Consider the following 18,983-nt stretch of genomic DNA (forward strand, 5'->3'; position numbering starts at 1 on the left):
CTGTGCCCGACAGCGCACCCGGTGGCTGTCCGTCGCGCTGCCGCGGGTCGCGTCCAGTCCGTGTCGCTGACCTGCACGGCACGCGGCCATCGGCACCTGAGGTGCGATCGTCCACGGCCGCATGACCCGAACGTTTTTGCAGATCCTGAGGATACCGAGATGACTTCCTTCGCCTTCGTCTTCCCTGGCCAGGGCTCGCAGGCCGTCGGCATGCTGGATGCCTGGGGCGATCACCCGGCCGTGCGTGCGACGCTCGACGAGGCGTCGCAGGCGCTGGGCGAGGACATCGGCGCGCTGATCGCCGCCGGTCCCAAGGACCAGCTCGACCTGACCACCAACACCCAGCCCGTGATGCTGACCGCCGGCATCGCCTGCTGGCGCGCCTGGCTGGCCGAGGGGGGTGCGCAGCCGGTGGCCGTCGCCGGCCATTCGCTGGGGGAGTACACCGCGCTGGTGGCCGCCGGCGCGCTGAGCCTGGCCGACGCGCTGCCGCTGGTGCGCCTGCGCGCCCAGGCCATGCAGCAGGCCGTGCCGGTGGGCGTCGGCGCGATGGCCGCCATCCTGGGCCTGGATGCCGAGGCCGTGCGCGCCGGCTGTGCCGAAGCCGCCGCCGCCAGCGGCGAGGTGGTCGAGGCCGTCAACTTCAACGACCCGAAGCAGATCGTGATCGCCGGCAGCAAGGCCGGGGTCGAGAAGGGCTGCGAGGTGCTCAAGGCCAAGGGTGCCAAGCGCGCGCTGTCGCTGCCGGTGTCGGCGCCGTTCCACTCCAGCCTGATGAAGCCGGCGGCCGACGTGCTGCGCGAGCGCCTGGCCACCGTGGCCATCGCCGCGCCGGCCATCGCCGTGGTCAACAACATCGATGTCGCGGTGCAGACCGAGGCCGATGCCATCCGTGACGCTCTCTACCGCCAGGCCTACGGTCCGGTGCGCTGGGTCGAGGTGGTGCAGGCCCTGCGCGCGCGCGGCGTCAGCCACATCATCGAATGCGGCCCGGGCAAGGTGCTGGCCGGCATGGTCAAGCGCATCGACGGCGAGGCCGTCAGCGCGACGCTGGCCGATCCCGCTTCCCTGGCCGAGATCAAGGCCCTGCTGGCCTGAATCGCGCAAGCTGCGCACCCTCACGGATCGAACATGAGCGAGAACATCCCGCAACAGGTCGCCCTGGTCACCGGCGCGACGCGCGGCATCGGCAAGGCGATCGCCGCCGCGCTGGCCGATGCCGGCTTCAAGGTCATCGGTACCGCCACCTCCGAGTCCGGCGCCGCCACCATCAGCGAGGCGCTGGCGGCCCGGGGCGGTCGCGGCATCGTGCTGAACGTCACCGACGGCGCGGCGCTCGATGCGGCGGTCGATGCCATCGTCAAGGCCGAGGGGGGTCTGCACGTGCTGGTCAACAACGCCGGCATCACGCGCGACGGCCTGTCGATGCGCATGAAGGATGACGACTGGGATGCGGTGCAGGACACCAACCTGAAGTCGGTCTTCCGTGCCTGCCGCGCGGTGATGCGGCCGATGATGAAGCAGCGCCACGGCCGCATCATCAACATCACCTCGGTGGTCGGGGCCTCGGGCAATGCCGGTCAGGCCAACTACGCGGCCGCCAAGGCCGGTGTGGCCGGCATGACCCGCGCGCTGGCGCGCGAGCTCGGTGGTCGCAACATCACCGTCAACTGCATCGCCCCGGGCTTCATCGCCACCGACATGACCGAGGTCCTGCCCGAGGCGCAGAAGCAGGCGCTGCTGGGCCAGATCCCGCTGGGCCGCCTGGGCACGCCGCAGGAGATCGCGCACGCGGTCGCCTTCCTGGCCAGCCCGCTGGCCGGCTATGTCACCGGTGCCGAGCTGCACGTCAACGGCGGCATGTACATGAGCTGAAACACCGTCCGCGCCGGCTGCAGCGGCAGGCCCCGAGCGGGCCGCCGACGGTCGCGCGACGCGCCGGTCCCACATGCCCGACCGGTCTGACGGACGGGGGGTGTCCAGAACGCCCTCCGGCCGCCGGTAGAATCCTGGGCTGGTTTGAGCATTTTTCACTCCCGGAGGAGTCATGAGCGATATCGAAGCACGCGTCAAGAAGATCATTGCCGAGCAACTTGGCGTGCCTGAGGCCGACGTCACCAACGAGAAGGCCTTCGTGGCCGACCTGGGCGCCGACTCGCTGGACACCGTCGAGCTGGTGATGGCCCTGGAAGACGAGTTCGGCATCGAGATCCCGGACGAAGAAGCCGAGAAGATCACCACCGTGCAGCTGGCGATCGACTACGCCGTCAAGAACTCGAAGGCCTGACCCCCAGGGTCCGGGTTCTTCCGCAAACCGTTCATCGACACATGTCTCGTCGTCGCGTCGTCATCACCGGCCTGGGGCTGGTCAGTCCCGTGGGCAACACGGTGGCCGAAGGCTGGGCCAATCTGCTGGCCGGCAAGTCGGGCATCGCCGCGGTCACCCGCTTCGATGCCTCGGGCCTGTCCGTGCGTTTCGCCGGTGAGGTCAAGGGCTTCAACATCGAGGACTACATCCCCGGCAAGGAAGCCCGCCACATGGACGCCTTCATCCATTACGGGATGGCGGCGGCGATCCAGGCGGTCCAGGACTCGGGTATCCCGACGAATGGCGCGCTGACCGAAGAGACGGCCGAGCGCATCGGCTGCCTGATCGGTTCGGGCATCGGCGGTCTGCCGATGATCGAGGGTACGCAGATCGAGTACGCCGCCCGTGGTGCGCGGCGCATCTCGCCGTTCTTCGTGCCGGCCTCGATCATCAACATGATCTCCGGCCATGTGTCGATCAAGTTCGGTTTCACCGGACCCAATCTGGCGGTGGTCACCGCCTGCACGACCGGCCTGCACGCCATCGGCCAGGCCGGTCGCCTGATCGAGTACGGCGATGCGGACGTGATGGTCTGCGGTGGCGCCGAGGGCACCGTCTCTCCGCTGGGCATGGGGGGCTTCGCGGCCGCCCGTGCACTGTCCACCCGCAATGACGATCCGGCCACCGCCTCGCGTCCCTGGGACAAGGACCGTGACGGCTTCGTGCTGGGCGAGGGCGCCGGCTGTGTCGTGCTCGAGGAATACGAGCACGCCAAGCGCCGGGGCGCGAAGATCTATGCCGAGCTCGCGGGCTTCGGCATGGGCGCGGACGCCTATCACATGACCGCGCCGAACGTCGACGGCCCGAAGCGCTCGATGTCCAATGCGCTGCGCAATGCCGGCATCAACGCCGACCAGGTCGACTACCTGAACGCGCACGGCACGTCGACGCCACTGGGTGACGTCAACGAGACCAACGCGATCAAGAAGGCCTTCGGCGACCATGCCAGGCGCCTGGTGGTCAACAGCACGAAGTCGATGACCGGCCACCTGCTGGGCGGCGCCGGCGGCATCGAGACGGTGTTCAGCGCGCTGGCCGTGCACCATCAGATCTCGCCGCCGACCATCAACATCTTCAACCAGGATCCCGAGTGCGACCTGGACTACTGCGCGAACACCGCGCGGGAGATGAAGATCGATGTCGCGGTGAAGAACAACTTCGGCTTCGGCGGCACCAACGGCACGCTCGTGCTGCGCCGCGTCTGAACGTCGGCGTGTCCCTTGCGGTCACCGCGGCCACCGTTCCCTTCGCACCTGCCGTGAGCCGCCCGCCGGCTCTGACGACGGTGCGGTTGCGGCTGCCGGTGGCCCGCGCCGAGCGGGCCGTGCTGGCTCTGGTCCACGCGGTGCTCGGCGCGGCTCTCGGGCGCTGGCTGGCCGATGCGCTGCGCCATGGTCCGTTCGACTGGTCCGCACCGGTGGTCCAGGGGCTGGAGACGGCCTGGCCCCTGCTGCCGGCCCTGGCCACGGTGGCCGGTCTCTGGATCGGCCTGCGCCAGAGCCGCGTGCTGCTGCCGCCGGCTGACGATGGCGCCTGGCTGATGCGCGACGCCGATGGCCAGTGGTCACTCGTGCCGGAGGCGGCCGTCGGATCCTGCACGGCATCGCCTCTGGTCGGCCTGCGGCCGGCCTGGGATCTGGGCGCGGCACTTCTGCTGCAGACCGCCGATCCGCGGCGCTGGCTGTGGTTGCGCCGTGGCGCGGCGGGCGAGGGGCCCTGGCATGCGCTGCGTCTGGCGCTGCGCGAGCCGGTGCCGGCCGCGGCGGCATCCATGGCGCCCGGCGGGGAGCAGCGATGACCGCCGTCGGCGAGGATGTCGACCGCGCCCTGGTCGAGCGCGCCCGGACCGGTGACCAGCGGGCTTTCGAGGCCCTGGTCGTCAAGTACCAGCGCCGCATCGAGCGGCTGATCGCGCGCATGGTGCGCGACGTCGATCTGGTGCAGGACATCGCCCAGGAATCCTTCATCCGGGCCTACCGCGCGCTGCCGCAGTTCCGCGGTGACAGCGCGTTCTACACCTGGCTCTACCGCATCGCGGTCAACACGGCCAAGAAGGCGCTGCTCGATCTCAAGCGCGATCCGATCGTGACCGAGTCCACCCTGGTCGGGGCATCGGACGACGACGATGAAACTTCGCGCCATGAACGTGACCTAACGGACGGCGAGACCCCCGAGGCGGTGTTGGCCAGCAAGGAGATCGCGCGCACCGTCAATGCCGCGATCGAGGCGCTGTCCGAGGACCTGCGGCAGGCGATCACGCTGCGCGAGATCGAGGGGTTGAGCTACGAGGAGATCGCGACGCTGATGAACTGTCCGATCGGCACCGTGCGTTCGCGGATCTTCCGCGCCCGCGAGTCGATCGCCCAGCGTCTGCGGCCCTTGCTCGACACCCGGGAGGGTGAGCGCTGGTAGCGCCGGGCGGACGTCGCACGGTGTCGGCGCGGGATGGATTCCGGAGGGTGTCGGCCGCAGGGCCGGACCCGCAGTTGCACGAGAGTTTCAAGGCAGATCATGGACCAGAGTCAGGATCGTTCGGATGAGGGCAGGGCGCGCGAGCGCCTGTCGGCCCTGCTGGATGGCGACAGCGCCGCGCTGGTCGCTCTGGGGCGTGCGCCACGCACGGCCGGTGTCGCGCCCACGGTGTTCGACGATGTCGTCGACAGCCGTGGTCTGGACGCCGACTGGCATCTCTATCACCTGATCGGTGACGTGATGCGTTCGGACGATCTGGCCAGCACGGCGGATCACGATCGGGCCTTTCTCCAGGGCTTCCGTCAGCGGATGGCGGCCGAGCCGGTCGTGCTGGCGCCGCTGGCCGCGGGCACGCTGGCCGATGCTGTCGGGTCGGCGCAGGTCGCTGATCTGCCGGTGGTCGCGCCGGTCGCCGCACACCAGGCCCGGGCGGCCGTCGCGCGCCGGCGGCGCTCCTGGCTGGTCGCGCCGGCAGCGGCGGCGGCCGGCTTCGTCGCCGTGGCCGGCATGGTGGTGATGCTGCGCGGCCAGGGCGCCGACGAGGCTCCGGCGTCGGCAGCGACGCTCGCGTCCGCCAGCCCGGCCTTGTCGTCGGCGGTCGTGCCTGCCTCGGTGGTCGTCGCGGCGGTGCCGGGTGCCAGCGGCGTGGTCACCGGGGCGATGCTGCGCGACAGCCGCATCGACCGCTACCTGTCGGCCCATCGCAAGGTTTCCAGTGGGGCCGCCGTCGCCTTGCCCGGCTCGACGCTGCGTCAGGTCGACGTCGTCGTCCAGGGTCAGCAGCCGTGAGGTTCGTCGAGGTGGTGCGCAGGCACGCCCCGGTGCGCGGTGTCGGTGCGGATGTCGCCGCCATGATGGCCGGTCTGTGGTGTCGTGCGGGGCGGCAGGGTGTGGCCCTGCTGCTGGCCTGTGCGGCGGGTCAGGTCGCCGCGGCCAGTGCCAGTCAACCGGCGGCGAGCGAGGCCGGGCGGCCGCAACAGGCCCGGGTGGCCGATGCCCTGGAGGCCGGCCAGTGGCTGCAGCGCATCCAGTCGGCCGCGGCCAGCCGCAGCTACCGCGGCACCCGCGTCGTCAGCAACGCGGCGGGTGGCGTGTCCAGCAGCCGTGTCACCCACCTGAGCGACGGTCACCAGCGTTACGAGCGGGTCGAGGGTCTGGACGGCAAGGCCCAGGTCCAGCTGCGGCTCAACGACCAGCTGATGTTCCTCAGTCCGGCCACCAAGGTCGTCGTGACGGAGCAGCGCGAGGCCGTGGCCAGTTTTCCCCGTCTGCCCGCCGCTGCCGGCCAGCGGGCGCTCGAGCACTACGAGCTGCGCAGCCTGGGCACCGACCGCATTGCCGGTCTGGAGGCCGATGTCCTGCTGCTCAAGCCGCGCGATGGCCTGCGGTTCGCCCAGCGCTGGTGGGCCGAGCGTGACAGCGGCCTGCTGCTGCGCATGGATCTGCTGGGGCCGCGCGGTGACGTGCTCGAAAGCTCCGCCTTCTCCGAGCTGACGCTGTTGCCACGGCCCAAGCCCGAGAGCGTGGGCAAGGCGCTGCGCGAGATCGAGGGCTGGCGTGTCGTGCGTCCGCCGCTGCAGCGTGTGCAGCTCGACGCGGAGGGCTGGCATCAGGTGCGTCCGGTGCGCGGGTTCCAGCTGATCGGTGCCTACCGCGGCGTGCTCGATCCGGAGTCGCCGCAGGCCGCGCAGATCCCGGTGCTGCAGGCGGTCTACAGCGACGGCCTGACGCATGTGTCGGTCTTCATCGAGGCCGCGGCCGCCACGCCGACCAAGGTCGTGCGCCAGCCGATGCGCACCATGCTGGGGGCCACGGCCACGGTGATGGTGCCGCACGGCGAGCACTGGATCACCGTCATCGGTGATGTGCCGCTCGAGACGGCGCTGCAGTTCGACGCCGGGCTCGAGCGCCGCCCCTGACTTCCCCGGCAGGCCGCACCCGCGGTGCACGGCCGCCTTCTCTCCGTTCCGCAGCCGACCGAGGTCCTTCCGATGCAGCGAGATCTGCCGACGTCCGTGCGCCCGGCGCGCGCTCCGCACCACCCCGCCCGGGCCTCCGCTCGCCCGGGAATGTCGTCCGCCTGGGCCGCCCTCCGGGGCGCCCGTCCCGTCCTGCTGGCCACGGCGCTCGGTGCGGCCCTGTCGTGCGGCGGCGCGGCCCTGCTGATGCTGCCGGCGCCGGTGCAGGCCGCATCGACCGCCGCCCGTGTCGAGCTGCCGGACTTCACCGAGCTGGTCGAGCGGGTCGGGCCGTCGGTGGTCAACATCCGCACCCTCGAGCGCGCAGCGTCGGGGGGCCGGGCCGGGCAGGCCGATCCGGGCATGGAGGAGTTCCTGCGCCGCTTCGGCATTCCCTTGCCGAACCCCAACGGCCGCGGCCAGAGCCCGCGCAATGGCGGCAGCGCCGAGGAGTCCGAGCCGCAGCAGCGGGGCGTCGGCTCCGGCTTCATCCTGAGCGCCGACGGCTACGTGATGACCAATGCCCACGTGGTCGACGGTGCCGACGAGTTGATCGTCACGCTGACCGACAAGCGCGAGTTCAAGGCCCGGGTGATCGGCGCCGACAAGCGCACCGACGTCGCGGTGGTCAAGATCGACGCCACCGGCCTGCCGACGGTGCGCATCGGCGACGTCGGCCGGCTCAAGGTCGGCGAATGGGTGATGGCCATCGGCTCGCCCTTCGGCCTCGACAACTCGGTGACCGCCGGCATCGTCAGTGCCAAGGCGCGCGACACCGGCGACTTCGTGCCCTTCATCCAGACCGACGTCGCGATCAATCCCGGCAACTCCGGCGGGCCGCTGATCAATCTGCGTGGCGAGGTCGTCGGCATCAACAGCCAGATCTACAGCCGCTCGGGCGGCTTCATGGGCATCTCCTTCGCGATCCCGATCGACGAGGCGGCCCGCGTGGCCGACCAGCTGCGCGCCAACGGCCGCGTGATCCGCGGCCGCATCGGCGTGGGCATCGCGCCGGTGACCAAGGACGTGGCCGAGTCCATCGGCCTGGGCAAGCCGGTGGGCGCGCTGGTCAACTCGGTGGAGGCGGGCGGACCGGCCGACAAGGCCGGGCTGGAGGCGGGCGACATCATCACCCGTGTCGATGGCCGCGCGGTCGAGCGCCACGGCGAGCTGCCGCGCCTGATCGGTGCACTCAAGCCCGGCATCCGCACGACATTGCAGGTCTTCCGCCGCGGCGGTTACCGCGACCTGACGGTGCAGGTGGCCGAGCTCGAACCCGAGTCGGGCCGCCGCGCCAGTGCCGCCGAATCCGCGCCGTCGGCGCCGGTGCGCGGCGCGCTCGGCCTGACCGTGACCGAGCTGCCCGAGCGTGAGCGCCGCGAACTCAAGATCAAGGGTGGCGTGCGCGTGGAGGCCGTCGACGGTGCGGCCGCCCGTGCCGGCCTGCGCGAGGGCGACATCCTGCTGGCGCTGGACAACGCGGAGATCAGCGATGTCCGCCAGTTCCAGCAGCTCGCGGCCAAGGCCGACAAGCAGCGCGCGGTCAGCGTGCTGGTGCGCCGCGGTGACTGGGTGAACTACCTCGTGATCCGCCCCCAGGGCCGTTGAGGCCGTCCCCCCGCGGCCCGACCCTGAAGGGCTTGGGGGGCTTGCCGGATGGCGCTTTTCGCTACAATGGGGGCCCAACAAGCAGTTGCCATCAGTTTTGTTGGAAGGCGCGTCTCCTCCTTGGACGTGCCTTTTTTTTGTGCTGCAGGCCCGGCAGCCGGCGCCGCCATCCGCGCCACGTCTGAACGATCCATGGACCACATCCGCAATTTTTCCATCATCGCCCACATCGACCACGGCAAGAGCACGTTGGCCGACCGACTGATCCAGCGTTGCGGGGGCCTGAGCGATCGCGAGATGGAGGCCCAGGTGCTTGACTCGATGGACATCGAGCGCGAGCGCGGCATCACCATCAAGGCCCAGACCGCCGCCCTGCAGTACAAGGCCAAGGACGGCAAGGTCTACAACCTGAACCTGATCGACACCCCCGGGCACGTCGACTTCAGCTACGAGGTCAGCCGCTCGCTGTCCGCCTGCGAGGGCGCGCTGCTGGTGGTCGATGCCTCGCAGGGCGTCGAGGCGCAGACGGTGGCCAACTGCTACACCGCGCTCGACCTCGGCGTCGAGGTGGTGCCGGTGCTCAACAAGATGGATCTGCCCTCGGCCGATCCGGACAATGCCAAGGCCGAGATCGAGGACGTGATCGGCATCGACGCGGCCGACGGCATCCCGTGCTCGGCCAAGACCGGCATGGGCATCGACGAGATCCTGGAAGCCGTCATCACCCGCATGCCGCCGCCCAAGGGCAATGCGGACGGCCCGCCGCGCGCGATGATCATCGACGCCTGGTTCGACAACTACGTCGGCGTCGTGATGCTGGTGCGCGTGGTCGATGGCCAGCTGCACAAGGGTGAGCGCATCCGCATGATGGCCACCAACGCCGTCTACGGCATCGAGCACCTGGGCGTGTTCACGCCCAAGAGCGAGAACCGCGACGGGCTCAAGGCCGGCGAGGTGGGCTTCATCATCTGCGGCATCAAGGAGCTGGCCGCGGCCAAGGTCGGCGACACCGTCACCGTCGAGAAGAAGACCCCGAACAACGCCGGCCCGGCCACCCAGGCGCTGCCCGGCTTCAAGGAGATCCAGCCGCAGGTCTTCGCCGGTCTCTATCCGACCGAGGCGTCCGAATACGACCAGTTGCGCGACGCGCTGGAAAAGCTCAGCCTCAACGACAGCTCGCTGCGCTTCGAGCCCGAGGTGTCGCAGGCGCTGGGCTTCGGCTTCCGCTGCGGCTTCCTCGGTCTGCTGCACATGGAGATCGTGCAGGAGCGCCTGGAGCGCGAGTTCGACCAGGATCTGGTCACCACCGCGCCCAGCGTCATCTACGAGGTGGAGCTCAACGACGGCACGGTGCTGCAGGTCGAGAACCCGTCGAAGATGCCGGACCCGGGCCGCATCCGCGAGATCCGCGAGCCCATCGTCACCGTGCACCTGTACATGCCGCAGGACTACGTCGGCGTCGTCATGACGCTGGCCAACCAGAAGCGCGGCGTGCAGCTGAACATGGCCTACCACGGCAAGCAGGTCATGCTGACCTACGAGATCCCGCTGGCCGAGATCGTGCTGGACTTCTTCGACAAGCTGAAGTCGGCCTCGCGCGGCTACGCGTCGATGGACTACGAGTTCAAGGAGTACCGCGCGGCCGACGTGGTCAAGGTCGACATCCTGATCAACGGCGAGAAGGTCGATCCGCTGGCCATGATCGTGCACCGCTCGCAGAGCCAGTACCGCGGCCGCGCGGTGGCCGCCAAGATGCGCGAACAGATCCCGCGCCAGATGTACGACGTGGCCATCCAGGCGGCCATCGGCGCCAACATCATCGCCCGGGAGAACATCAAGGCGCTGCGCAAGAACGTGCTGGCGAAGTGCTATGGTGGCGACATCACCCGCAAGCGCAAGCTGCTGGAAAAGCAGAAGGCCGGCAAGAAGCGCATGAAGCAGATCGGCTCCGTCGAGGTGCCGCAGGAAGCCTTCCTCGCGATCCTGCAGGTCGACGATTGATCCCCCGCGAGACGAAGACGTCGTGATCCCGATGATGAGTGGTTTGACCGCGCTGCTGTATGCCGCGCTCGCCGTCTATGGCGTGGGTTGGTGGCTCGGTCTGTGGATCGGCAACTTCTCGCTGCTGCTGTTCCTGTTGACGCTCGTCACCGCGCTGTTCTGGTTCGCCGAGCGCTGGCGCTTCGCGCCCGCCCGTCAGGCCGCAGCCGACCGTTTCGAGACCGAACAGGCCCAGCGCCGCACCGAGCTCCAGCGCCAGGGCATCGCCCAGGTCGATGGTCCGGATCTGGTCGCCACGCGTGAACGTCTGCTGGCCCAGCCCTGGTGGCTGGACTGGACGGCCGGGCTGTTCCCGGTGATCCTCGTCGTCTTCGTGCTGCGCTCGTTCCTGTTCGAGCCGTTCAAGATTCCGTCGGGTTCGATGATCCCGACGCTGCAGGTCGGCGACCTGATCCTCGTCAGCAAGTTCCACTACGGCGTGCGCCTGCCGGTGATCAACACCAAGATCATCGACAACCACGCGCCGGTGCGCGGCGACGTGATCGTCTTCCGCTACCCGCTGGACACCCGCATCGACTACATCAAGCGCATCGTCGGCCTGCCCGGCGACCAGGTCGAGTACCGTGGCCAGCGCCTGTTCCTCAATGGCCGCGAGGTGCCGGTGAAGTCGCTGGGCGACTACTACGACGAGGACAGCATGCGCATGGCGCCGCGCTACACCGAGCAGCTGACCGAGCGTGGCCACGACATCCTCGTCGAGCCGCAGCGGCCGTCGTTCTTCCGTCCGCTGGAGGGATTCGACCGCTTCCGTGACAACTGCCGCTACTCGGCCGAGGGGGTCGCGTGCACGGTGCCCGCCGGGCATTACTTCGTGATGGGCGACAACCGCGACAATTCCCAGGATTCCCGCTACTGGGGCTTCGTGCCGGAGAACAACATCGTCGGCCGGGCCTTCTTCGTGTGGATGAACTTCAGCAACCTCAAGCGGATCGGAGCGTTCCACTGAGGACGCCCGCACCGCGAGTCCGTCACCCCTCGTCACCGTGTCCGCCCCCACGTCCGTCCGTCGTTTTCCGCCGCGTCGCGGCCTCACGCTGATCGGCCTGCTCGGCTGGATGGTGGTCATCGGTTTCGCCGGCCTGATGGTGCTGCGGGTGGTGCCCTCGGTGCTGGAGTTCTACGCGATCCAGCACGTCGTCGACCGCATGGCCGCCGGCGAGATGGGCCGTACGGTTGCCGAGATGCGCGCCGGCTTCGACCGCCACCGCGACACCGACGTCACCATCACGACCTTGCGTGGCTCGGACCTGGACATCACCAAGGAAGACAACCAGGTGGTGGTCCGCTTCGCCTACGACAGCGAGATCGAGCTGGTCAAGCCGGTCTACCTGATGATCAAGTACGAGGGCCGCTCGAAGCCACGCTGACCGGTTCCGGTCCCGCTTCCTGCCGTCTTCACCCGCCATTCCCAACGGACACACCGCAACCGGACCGATCGACGATGGACGCCCGCCTCGAGGCCCTGCAGGCCCGTATCGGACACCGCTTCCGTGACGAGCGGATGCTCTCCCGTGCCCTGACCCACCGGTCCTGGGGCGCGGAGCACAACGAGCGACTGGAGTTTCTCGGTGACGCGGTGCTCGCGCTGGCCGTCTCGACCCTGCTCTACGAGCGCTTCCACGGTTCGGACGAGGGCGATCTGACCCGCGTGCGCGCCCACCTGGTGCGCGAGGACAGCCTGCACAAGGCCGCGCTGGTGCTGGGCCTGCCCGACACGCTGCGCCTGTCCGAGGGCGAGGCCCGTGGCGGCGGCGCGCAGCGGCCGTCGATCCTGGCGGATGCGGTCGAGGCCGTGATCGGCGCGATCTACCTCGATGGCGGGCTGGAGCCGGCGATGGCCCTGGTGCGTCGCCTGTTCGGCGAACTGATCACCAGCACCGACGCCGAAAGCTGGAGCAAGGACGCCAAGACCGAGCTCCAGGAGTGGCTGCAGGCGCGCCGTCTGCCGGTGCCCGCCTACCGCATCGTCGCCACCCGCGGCCAGGCCCACGCGCAGACCTTCGAGGTCGAATGCGCGGTCGCCACGCTGGGCATGGCCGAGGGCGGCGAGGGCCGCTCCCGCCGCACCGCCGAGCAGGAGGCCGCACGCCGCCTGCTGCAGAAGCTCAAGGCCAGCGATCGGCCGGGTGGCCCGCTGCGGGCCTGAGCGGCCGTTCGCCCCGCCGCCCGCGATCCGTCGCCGTTTTCTTTCGTCCTCGGTCACCGCCGGTCCTGCCGTGCGGGCCGACATGGCGGTCATCGCCTGATGGCGATCGGCCGCCGTCGGCGTTTCCGTTCTTCCGTCCATCCCGGGGCGTGCCGCGACCCGCGCGCCGCCGCCCCCGCAACGTTCCGTACCCGGCCATGAGCGACATCCACGACATTCCGCCGATTCCTCCCGTGCCCGAGGGCGCGCTCGGTGCAGCCGACGGCGACTGGGACGGGGAGACGCCCCAGCGCTGCGGCCTGGTGGCCATCGTCGGCCGCCCCAACGTCGGCAAGAGCACGCTGATGAACGCGCTGGTCGGCCAGAAGATCAGCATCACCTCGCGCAAGGCGCAGACCACGCGCCACCGCATCACCGGCGTGCGCACGCTGGATGCCAACCAGTTCGTCTTCGTCGACACGCCGGGCTTCCAGACGCGCGAGATCCGCGGCCGCGGTGCGCTCAACCGCAACCTCAACCGCACGGTGCAGTCGACGCTGGGCGACGTGGACCTGGTGCTGTTCCTGGTCGAGGCCGGCCGCTTCAGCCGTGAGGACGAACAGGTGATGCAGCTGCTGCATCCGGACACGCCGGCCATCCTGGTGGCCAACAAGCTCGATGCCGTGCAGCGCCGCACCGACATCCTGCCCTGGCTGCAGCAGATGCAGCAGCGCTTCCCCTTCGCCGAGTTCGTCCCCATGTCGGCGACCAAGGACAAGGAGGTCGAGCGCCTGTTCAACATCGTCGCGCCCTATCTGCCCGAGCAGCCGTGGATGTACGAGCCCGACGCGCTGACCGACCGCAGCGACCGTTTCCTGGCCGCCGAGCTGATCCGCGAGAAGCTGTTCCGTCTGACCGGTGACGAGCTGCCCTACAGCTCGACGGTGGTGATCGACAAGTTCGAGGAAGAGGGCGGGGCCGACGCGACCGCCGACGCCGCCGACGCCGCGGCCGCTCCGGCGGCGGCGCCGCGCCGACCGCTCTACCGCGTGGCCGCGACCATCATCGTCGAGCGCGATGCCCACAAGGGCATGGTCATCGGCGACGGCGGCGAGCGCCTCAAGCGCATCGGCAGCGAGGCGCGCCAGGAGCTGGAGCGCCTGACCGGTGCCAAGGTCTTCCTCGAACTGTGGGTCAAGGTGCGTTCGGGCTGGGCCGACAGCGAGGAGCATCTGCGCTCCTACGGCTACGAATGAGCGGGCGCGCGGCCGCTGGCCGGCGGTGCCGCCGCCCATGAGCCGCGGCCTGGGCGAGCCGGCCTTCGTCCTGCACCAGTGGGACTGGAGCGAGACCAGCCTGGTGCTGGACCTCTGGACCCGTGGCCAGGGCCGTCTGGCCGTGGTCGCCAAGGGGGCCAAGCGGCCGTATTCGCAGCTGCGGCCGGTGCTGCTGCCGTTCCAGCCGCTGTCGGTGCAGCTGACGCGGCCCAAGCGCGATGACACCGCCGGCGACATCCAGACCCTGCGCCAGGCCGAGTACGCCGGCGGCTGTCCGGTGCTGCCCACCCCCCGGCTGATGGCCGGCTTCTACGTCAACGAGCTGCTGATCAAGCTGTTGCCGCGCGGCGAGGCCCAGCCGGGGCTGTTCGACGCCTATGCCGCCACGCTGCAGGCGCTGGCCACCGAGGACGACGAGCAGGCGGCCCTGCGCGCCTTCGAACTGCTGCTGCTGCGCACCGTGGGCCTGCTGCCCGAGCTCGACCGTGACGGCGTGACGCTGCAGCGTCTGGCGCCCGAGGCCGCCGTGCTGCTGCGGGCCGACAGCGGGGCGCTGGCGCTCGACCTGCGCGGTCGGCCGGACGCCGCCGCCGGCAGCCAGGTGCTGTCCGGGGTGCTGTGTCAGGCGCTCGAAGGGGCGCTGGCCATGCGCGTGGCGGCGGATGCCGTGGTCGCCCTGCGCCTGCTGTGCGCGACGGCGCTGCCGGCGCTGCGCACGCAGCTGCGCCCCTTGCTTGACTATCATCTGGGCGCCCCGGGCCTGCGCACGCGCGAATTGCTGCGCGCGCTGCACCGGCTGCAGGCCACGGCGGTGGCGCGTGGGCCGATGTCGCAGACGCCCTCCGCCAGCGCCCCGCTTCCTCCTTGAACTGACCGACCGATGAACCCGCTCGTCGCCCCTGAAGCCACCGCCCACGGCCATCCGCTGCACACCGCGCTGTCGGTCAACGTCAACAAGATCGCGCTGCTGCGCAACACCCGCCACCTGGGCATTCCGGACGTGGTGCGGCTGTCGCGCCTGGCGCTGGAGGCCGGCGCCCAGGGCATCACCGTCCATCCGCGGCCCGACGAGCGCCACATCCGTGCCCACGACGTGCACGATCTGGCCGAGCTGATGGCGCAGTGGCCGCAGGCCGAGTTCAACATCGAGGGCAACCCCTTCCACAACCTGATGGACTTCGCCCGCGCGCTGGCCGCCCGGGGCCTGCCGCACCAGCTGACCTTCGTGCCCGACAGCGTCGAGCAGTTCACCAGCGACCACGGCTGGCGTTTCCCGCAGGACGCCGAGCGCCTGCGGCCGGTGATCGACGAGGCGCGGGCGCTCGGCATCCGCGTCAGCCTGTTCATGGATCCGGCGCCGGAGATGATGGCCGCCGCACGCGCCATCGGTGCCGACCGCGTCGAGCTCTACACCGAGGGCTATGCGAGCGCCCACGGCACACCGCGTCAGGCCGAGGTGCTGGCGCGCTACACCGCGGCCGCGCAGGCGGCGCTGGCCGCCGGCCTGGGCCTGAACGCCGGCCATGACCTGAACCGCGACAACCTGACCGACTTCCTGCGCGGCGTGCCCGGCGTGCAGGAGGTGTCGATCGGCCATGCGCTGGTGGCCGATGCGCTGGAGCTGGGCCTGGGCGAGACGGTGCGCGACTACCTGCGCTGCATCCGCCGCGCCTACGCGGCCGCGGCCTGACCGGACGGACCGGACGTGTGCCCTGAACCTGTGGCGGTCGGCCCGGCCCTGGATCCTGCCGCCCGCCCCGCCGGGCCAACCTGCCTGAGCGCCCCGTGATCCACGGCATCGGCACCGACATCCTGGAGCTGCGCCGCCTGCGCGAGACGCTGGCGCGCCGCGGCGAGCGCTTCGCCGAAAAGGTGCTGGGCGACGAGGAGCTGGCCGTCTGGCGCGCCCGCGGCGCCCGCTCCGAGGTGCGCGGCCTGGCCTTCCTGGCCACGCGCTTCTGCGCCAAGGAGGCCTTCTCCAAGGCCATCGGCCTGGGCATCCGGCAGCCGATGAGCTGGCGCGCCTGCCAGACGCTGAACCTGGCCAGTGGCCAGCCGGTGATCCGCCTGTCGGGCGTGCTGGCCGAGTGGTTCGCCGCACGCGGGCTCAGCGCCCACGTCACCGTCACCGACGAGGTCGAGTACGCGGCGGCCTTCGTCGTCGTCGAGTGCCGGTCGACGGGTGCGGATCTGCCGGCGGGTGCGTTGGCCGGTGTGCTCGCCGGTGCGCCGTCCACGTTGGCCGCACCGTCGCCGGGCCGCACGGCCGACCCGATCGCCTTCCCGCCGGCGCTGCCGGCCTCCTTCGACCCGTCCTCCGTCCGATGAGCGCAGACCTGCTTCCGATCAGCCCCGTCGTCCTCGACATCGCCGGCACCACGCTGGAGGCCGCCGATCGCCGTCGCCTGGCCCATCCGCTGGTCGGCGGGCTGATCCTGTTCGGCCGCAACTGGGAGAGCCGCGCGCAGCTGACCGCGCTGACGGCCGAGGCCAAGGCGATCCGGCCCGATCTGCTGGTGTGCGTCGACCACGAGGGCGGCCGCGTGCAGCGCTTCCGCCGCGATGGCTTCACCCACCTCAGCCCGATGCGGGCGCTGGGCGAGCGTTGGATGGACGACGCGCTGGCCGCCACCGACGCGGCCACCGCCACCGGCTACGTGCTGGCGTCCGAACTGCGGGCCTGCGGCGTGGACCTGAGCTTCACGCCGGTGCTCGATCTCGACCACGGCCCCAGCACCGTGATCGGCGACCGCGCCTTCCACCGCGATCCGCGCGTGGTCACGATGCTGGCCAAGAGCCTGATGCACGGCCTGCTGCAGGCCGGCATGGCCCATTGCGGCAAGCACTTCCCCGGTCATGGCTTCATCGCCGCCGACAGCCATGTGGCGATGCCGGTGGACCGCCGCGGCCTCAAGGCCATCCTGGGTGACGACGCGCAGCCCTATGCCTGGCTGTCGAGCACGCTCAGCGCGGTGATGCCGGCCCATGTCGTGTATCCCAAGGTCGACCGTCAGCCGGCCGGCTTCTCGGCCAAGTGGCTGCAGGACATCCTGCGTCGCCGGTTGGGCTTCCACGGCGCCATCGTCAGCGACGACCTGAGCATGCAGGGCGCACGCGCGGCCGGCGGCCTGGGCGCGGCGGCGCTGGCCGCGCTGACGGCCGGCTGCGACCTGATCCTGGCCTGCAACCAGAGCCCGATCGACGGCGGCGCGCCGCTCGACGCGCTGCTGCAGGAGCTGGAGGCCGCCCAGCGCGACGGCCGCTGGCAGCCGCATCCCGACAGCGCGGCGCGGCGCATCGATCTGCTGCCCAGCAGCCCGCCGCTGACCTGGGACGAGCTGATGCACCAGCCGGCCTACCAGCATGCGCTGGGCCGGCTGATCTGAGCCGAGCCGAGGTCGCGGCGGCCGGCCTCGGGGCCGGGCCTAGACCGGAAACTGCGTGGTCGAGAAGACCTCCTTCAGCGCGATGAAGCTGCGGATCTGCCGTACCCCGGGCAGTTGCAGCAGCTGCTCCGCGTGCAGGCGGTTGAAGCTGTCGTTGTCGCGCGTGCGCAGCAGCATGAAGTAGTCGAACTCGCCGCTGACGACGTGGCACTCCATGCAGCCGGTCACGCGCTGCGCCGCCTGCTCGAAGGCGGCGAAGGAGTCCGGCGTCGAGCGGTCGAGCACCACGCCGATCAGCACCAGCAGCCCGGCCTCCAGCGTGCGCGGGTTCAGCAGCGCGACGATGTCGCGGATGTGGCCCTGCGCCTTCAGCCGCTCGACCCGCCGCAGACAGGCCGGCGGGCTCAGGTGGACCTGCGCGGCCAGCGCCACGTTCGAGACCGAGGCATCGCGCTGCAGCGCCCGCAGGATGGCGCGGTCGGTGCGGTCCAGGGTGCCGGGCGCGGCCTCGGCCTCGGCCTCACGCGCCTTCGAGGGTGAACGAACTCTTGTTGCGCACATCAGCTTTTTCAAGCAATGGATCGCCGATGGATCGGATTTGGCTGGCGATCGGTGTCGTGGATGGGGCTGACTTTGCAACCCTGTGTCGTGACCTTGTTTCTAGCATGACAGGCACCGTTTCCACCCTCGACTGCCCTGCAGCACCCGCCATGAATCTCGCCAAGTTCCCCCGCCATCCGCTGACCTTCGGCCCGTCGCCGGTGCAGCCGCTCAAGCGCCTGTCCGCCCATCTGGGCGGCAAGGTCGAGCTCTGGGCCAAGCGCGAGGACTGCAACAGCGGTCTGGCCTTCGGCGGCAACAAGACCCGCAAGCTCGAATACCTGATCCCCGAGGCGATCGCCGAGGGCTGCGACACCCTGGTGTCGATCGGTGGCATCCAGAGCAACCAGACGCGCCAGGTCGCGGCCGTGGCCGCCCATCTGGGCATGAAGTGCGTGCTGGTGCAGGAGAACTGGGTCAACTACAGCGACGCCGTCTACGACCGCGTCGGCAACATCCAGCTCTCGCGCATCATGGGCGCCGACGTGCGCCTGGACGCGGCCGGCTTCGACATCGGCATCCGCCCGAGCTGGGAGAAGGCGATGGCCGAGGTCCGCGAGGCCGGCGGCAAGCCCTTCCCGATCCCGGCCGGCTGCTCCGAGCACCGCCTGGGCGGCCTGGGCTTCGTCGGCTTCGCCGAGGAGGTGCGGGCGCAGGAGGCCGAGCTGGGCTTCCAGTTCGACTACATCGTCGTCTGCTCGGTCACCGGCAGCACCCAGGCCGGCATGGTGGTGGGCTTCGCCGCCGACGGCCGTGCCGACCGCGTGATCGGCATCGACGCCTCGGCCACGCCGGAGAAGACCCATGCGCAGATCCTGCGCATCGCGCAGAACACCGCGCGTCTGGTCGACCTGGGCCGCGAGATCACTGCCGCCGACGTGGTGCTGGACACCCGCTACGGCGGCCCCGAGTACGGCCTGCCCAGCGAGGACACGCTGGAGGCGATCCGCCTGTGCGCGCAGCAGGAAGGCATGCTCACCGACCCGGTCTACGAGGGCAAGTCCATGCAGGGCATGATCGACAAGGTGCGCCGCGGCGAATTCCCCGAGGGCTCGCGCGTGCTGTACGCCCACCTGGGCGGCGTGCCGGCGCTCAATGCCTACAGCTTCCTGTTCCGCAACGGCTGAG

At 70.4% G+C, this 18,983-nt stretch carries 19 protein-coding genes and 1 pseudogene; 19 read left to right on the forward strand and 1 reads right to left on the reverse strand.

What is annotated here, in order from left to right:
* The first annotated feature begins 159 nt into the window (after nt 1–159).
* From fabD to nagZ, 18 genes and pseudogenes are all read left to right on the forward strand, one after another.
* Complete coding sequence (gene fabD, locus AACH11_RS02400) at nt 160–1,098, forward strand: ACP S-malonyltransferase (RefSeq protein WP_341372591.1); 939 nt, start codon at nt 160–162, stop codon at nt 1,096–1,098.
* A gap of 33 nt (nt 1,099–1,131) precedes the next feature.
* The gene (gene fabG / locus AACH11_RS02405; protein ID WP_341372592.1) at nt 1,132–1,875 is read left to right on the forward strand and encodes a 3-oxoacyl-ACP reductase FabG; all 744 of its coding nucleotides are present in this window, start codon (nt 1,132–1,134) and stop codon (nt 1,873–1,875) included.
* Nucleotides 1,876–2,047: 172 nt separating this feature from the next.
* Nucleotides 2,048–2,287, forward strand: coding sequence for an acyl carrier protein (gene acpP, locus AACH11_RS02410; protein WP_341372593.1), 240 nt, complete (start codon nt 2,048–2,050; stop codon nt 2,285–2,287).
* 41 nt (nt 2,288–2,328) lie between these two features.
* A complete protein-coding gene (fabF, locus tag AACH11_RS02415) occupies nt 2,329–3,573 on the forward strand; it encodes a beta-ketoacyl-ACP synthase II (RefSeq protein WP_341372594.1) in 1,245 nt (414 codons plus the stop codon).
* Nucleotides 3,574–3,626: 53 nt separating this feature from the next.
* The gene (locus tag AACH11_RS02420) at nt 3,627–4,166 is read left to right on the forward strand and encodes a hypothetical protein (protein ID WP_341372595.1); all 540 of its coding nucleotides are present in this window, start codon (nt 3,627–3,629) and stop codon (nt 4,164–4,166) included.
* On the forward strand, nt 4,163–4,780 hold the full coding sequence (rpoE, locus tag AACH11_RS02425) for an RNA polymerase sigma factor RpoE (RefSeq protein ID WP_341372596.1): 618 nt from the start codon (nt 4,163–4,165) through the stop codon (nt 4,778–4,780). The genes AACH11_RS02420 and rpoE overlap by 4 nt, the downstream gene beginning before the upstream one ends.
* A 99-nt stretch (nt 4,781–4,879) precedes the next feature.
* On the forward strand, nt 4,880–5,629 hold the full coding sequence (locus tag AACH11_RS02430) for an RseA family anti-sigma factor (RefSeq protein WP_341372597.1): 750 nt from the start codon (nt 4,880–4,882) through the stop codon (nt 5,627–5,629).
* 62 nt (nt 5,630–5,691) lie between these two features.
* Entirely contained in the window at nt 5,692–6,759 is a 1,068-nt protein-coding gene (locus AACH11_RS02435) for a MucB/RseB C-terminal domain-containing protein (RefSeq protein WP_341372598.1), read from the forward strand.
* A gap of 150 nt (nt 6,760–6,909) precedes the next feature.
* On the forward strand, nt 6,910–8,406 hold the full coding sequence (locus AACH11_RS02440) for a DegQ family serine endoprotease (protein WP_341372599.1): 1,497 nt from the start codon (nt 6,910–6,912) through the stop codon (nt 8,404–8,406).
* A gap of 192 nt (nt 8,407–8,598) precedes the next feature.
* On the forward strand, nt 8,599–10,407 hold the full coding sequence (lepA, locus tag AACH11_RS02445; RefSeq protein ID WP_341372600.1) for a translation elongation factor 4: 1,809 nt from the start codon (nt 8,599–8,601) through the stop codon (nt 10,405–10,407).
* Between the two features lie 34 nt (nt 10,408–10,441).
* Complete coding sequence (lepB, locus tag AACH11_RS02450; RefSeq protein WP_341372601.1) at nt 10,442–11,413, forward strand: signal peptidase I; 972 nt, start codon at nt 10,442–10,444, stop codon at nt 11,411–11,413.
* A 37-nt stretch (nt 11,414–11,450) separates the two neighbouring features.
* Nucleotides 11,451–11,834: a DUF4845 domain-containing protein gene (locus AACH11_RS02455; RefSeq protein WP_341372602.1), complete on the forward strand. Its 384-nt coding sequence runs from the start codon at nt 11,451–11,453 to the stop codon at nt 11,832–11,834.
* Nucleotides 11,835–11,908: 74 nt separating this feature from the next.
* Complete coding sequence (rnc, locus tag AACH11_RS02460; protein WP_341372603.1) at nt 11,909–12,613, forward strand: ribonuclease III; 705 nt, start codon at nt 11,909–11,911, stop codon at nt 12,611–12,613.
* Between the two features lie 197 nt (nt 12,614–12,810).
* On the forward strand, nt 12,811–13,848 hold the full coding sequence (gene era / locus AACH11_RS02465) for a GTPase Era (protein ID WP_341372604.1): 1,038 nt from the start codon (nt 12,811–12,813) through the stop codon (nt 13,846–13,848).
* Nucleotides 13,849–13,885: 37 nt separating this feature from the next.
* On the forward strand, nt 13,886–14,737 hold the full coding sequence (gene recO, locus AACH11_RS02470) for a DNA repair protein RecO (protein ID WP_341372605.1): 852 nt from the start codon (nt 13,886–13,888) through the stop codon (nt 14,735–14,737).
* Between the two features lie 12 nt (nt 14,738–14,749).
* Complete coding sequence (locus AACH11_RS02475; protein ID WP_341372606.1) at nt 14,750–15,559, forward strand: pyridoxine 5'-phosphate synthase; 810 nt, start codon at nt 14,750–14,752, stop codon at nt 15,557–15,559.
* A 95-nt stretch (nt 15,560–15,654) separates the two neighbouring features.
* A pseudogene (gene acpS / locus AACH11_RS02480) lies at nt 15,655–16,038 on the forward strand (holo-ACP synthase); the annotation flags it as partial.
* Between the two features lie 155 nt (nt 16,039–16,193).
* Nucleotides 16,194–17,255, forward strand: coding sequence for a beta-N-acetylhexosaminidase (nagZ, locus tag AACH11_RS02485; protein ID WP_423228674.1), 1,062 nt, complete (start codon nt 16,194–16,196; stop codon nt 17,253–17,255).
* Between the two features lie 39 nt (nt 17,256–17,294).
* Here nagZ and AACH11_RS02490 read toward each other — a convergent pair whose 3' ends face one another.
* Entirely contained in the window at nt 17,295–17,816 is a 522-nt protein-coding gene (locus AACH11_RS02490) for an Lrp/AsnC family transcriptional regulator (RefSeq protein WP_341372646.1), read from the reverse strand.
* Nucleotides 17,817–17,965: 149 nt separating this feature from the next.
* Between AACH11_RS02490 and AACH11_RS02495 the strand changes: the two genes are divergently transcribed.
* On the forward strand, nt 17,966–18,982 hold the full coding sequence (locus AACH11_RS02495; protein WP_341372607.1) for a 1-aminocyclopropane-1-carboxylate deaminase: 1,017 nt from the start codon (nt 17,966–17,968) through the stop codon (nt 18,980–18,982).
* Nucleotide 18,983: the final 1 nt, after the last annotated feature.

This window comes from Pseudaquabacterium rugosum, assembly GCF_038066575.1.
GTDB lineage: Bacteria > Pseudomonadota > Gammaproteobacteria > Burkholderiales > Burkholderiaceae_C > Pseudaquabacterium > Pseudaquabacterium rugosum.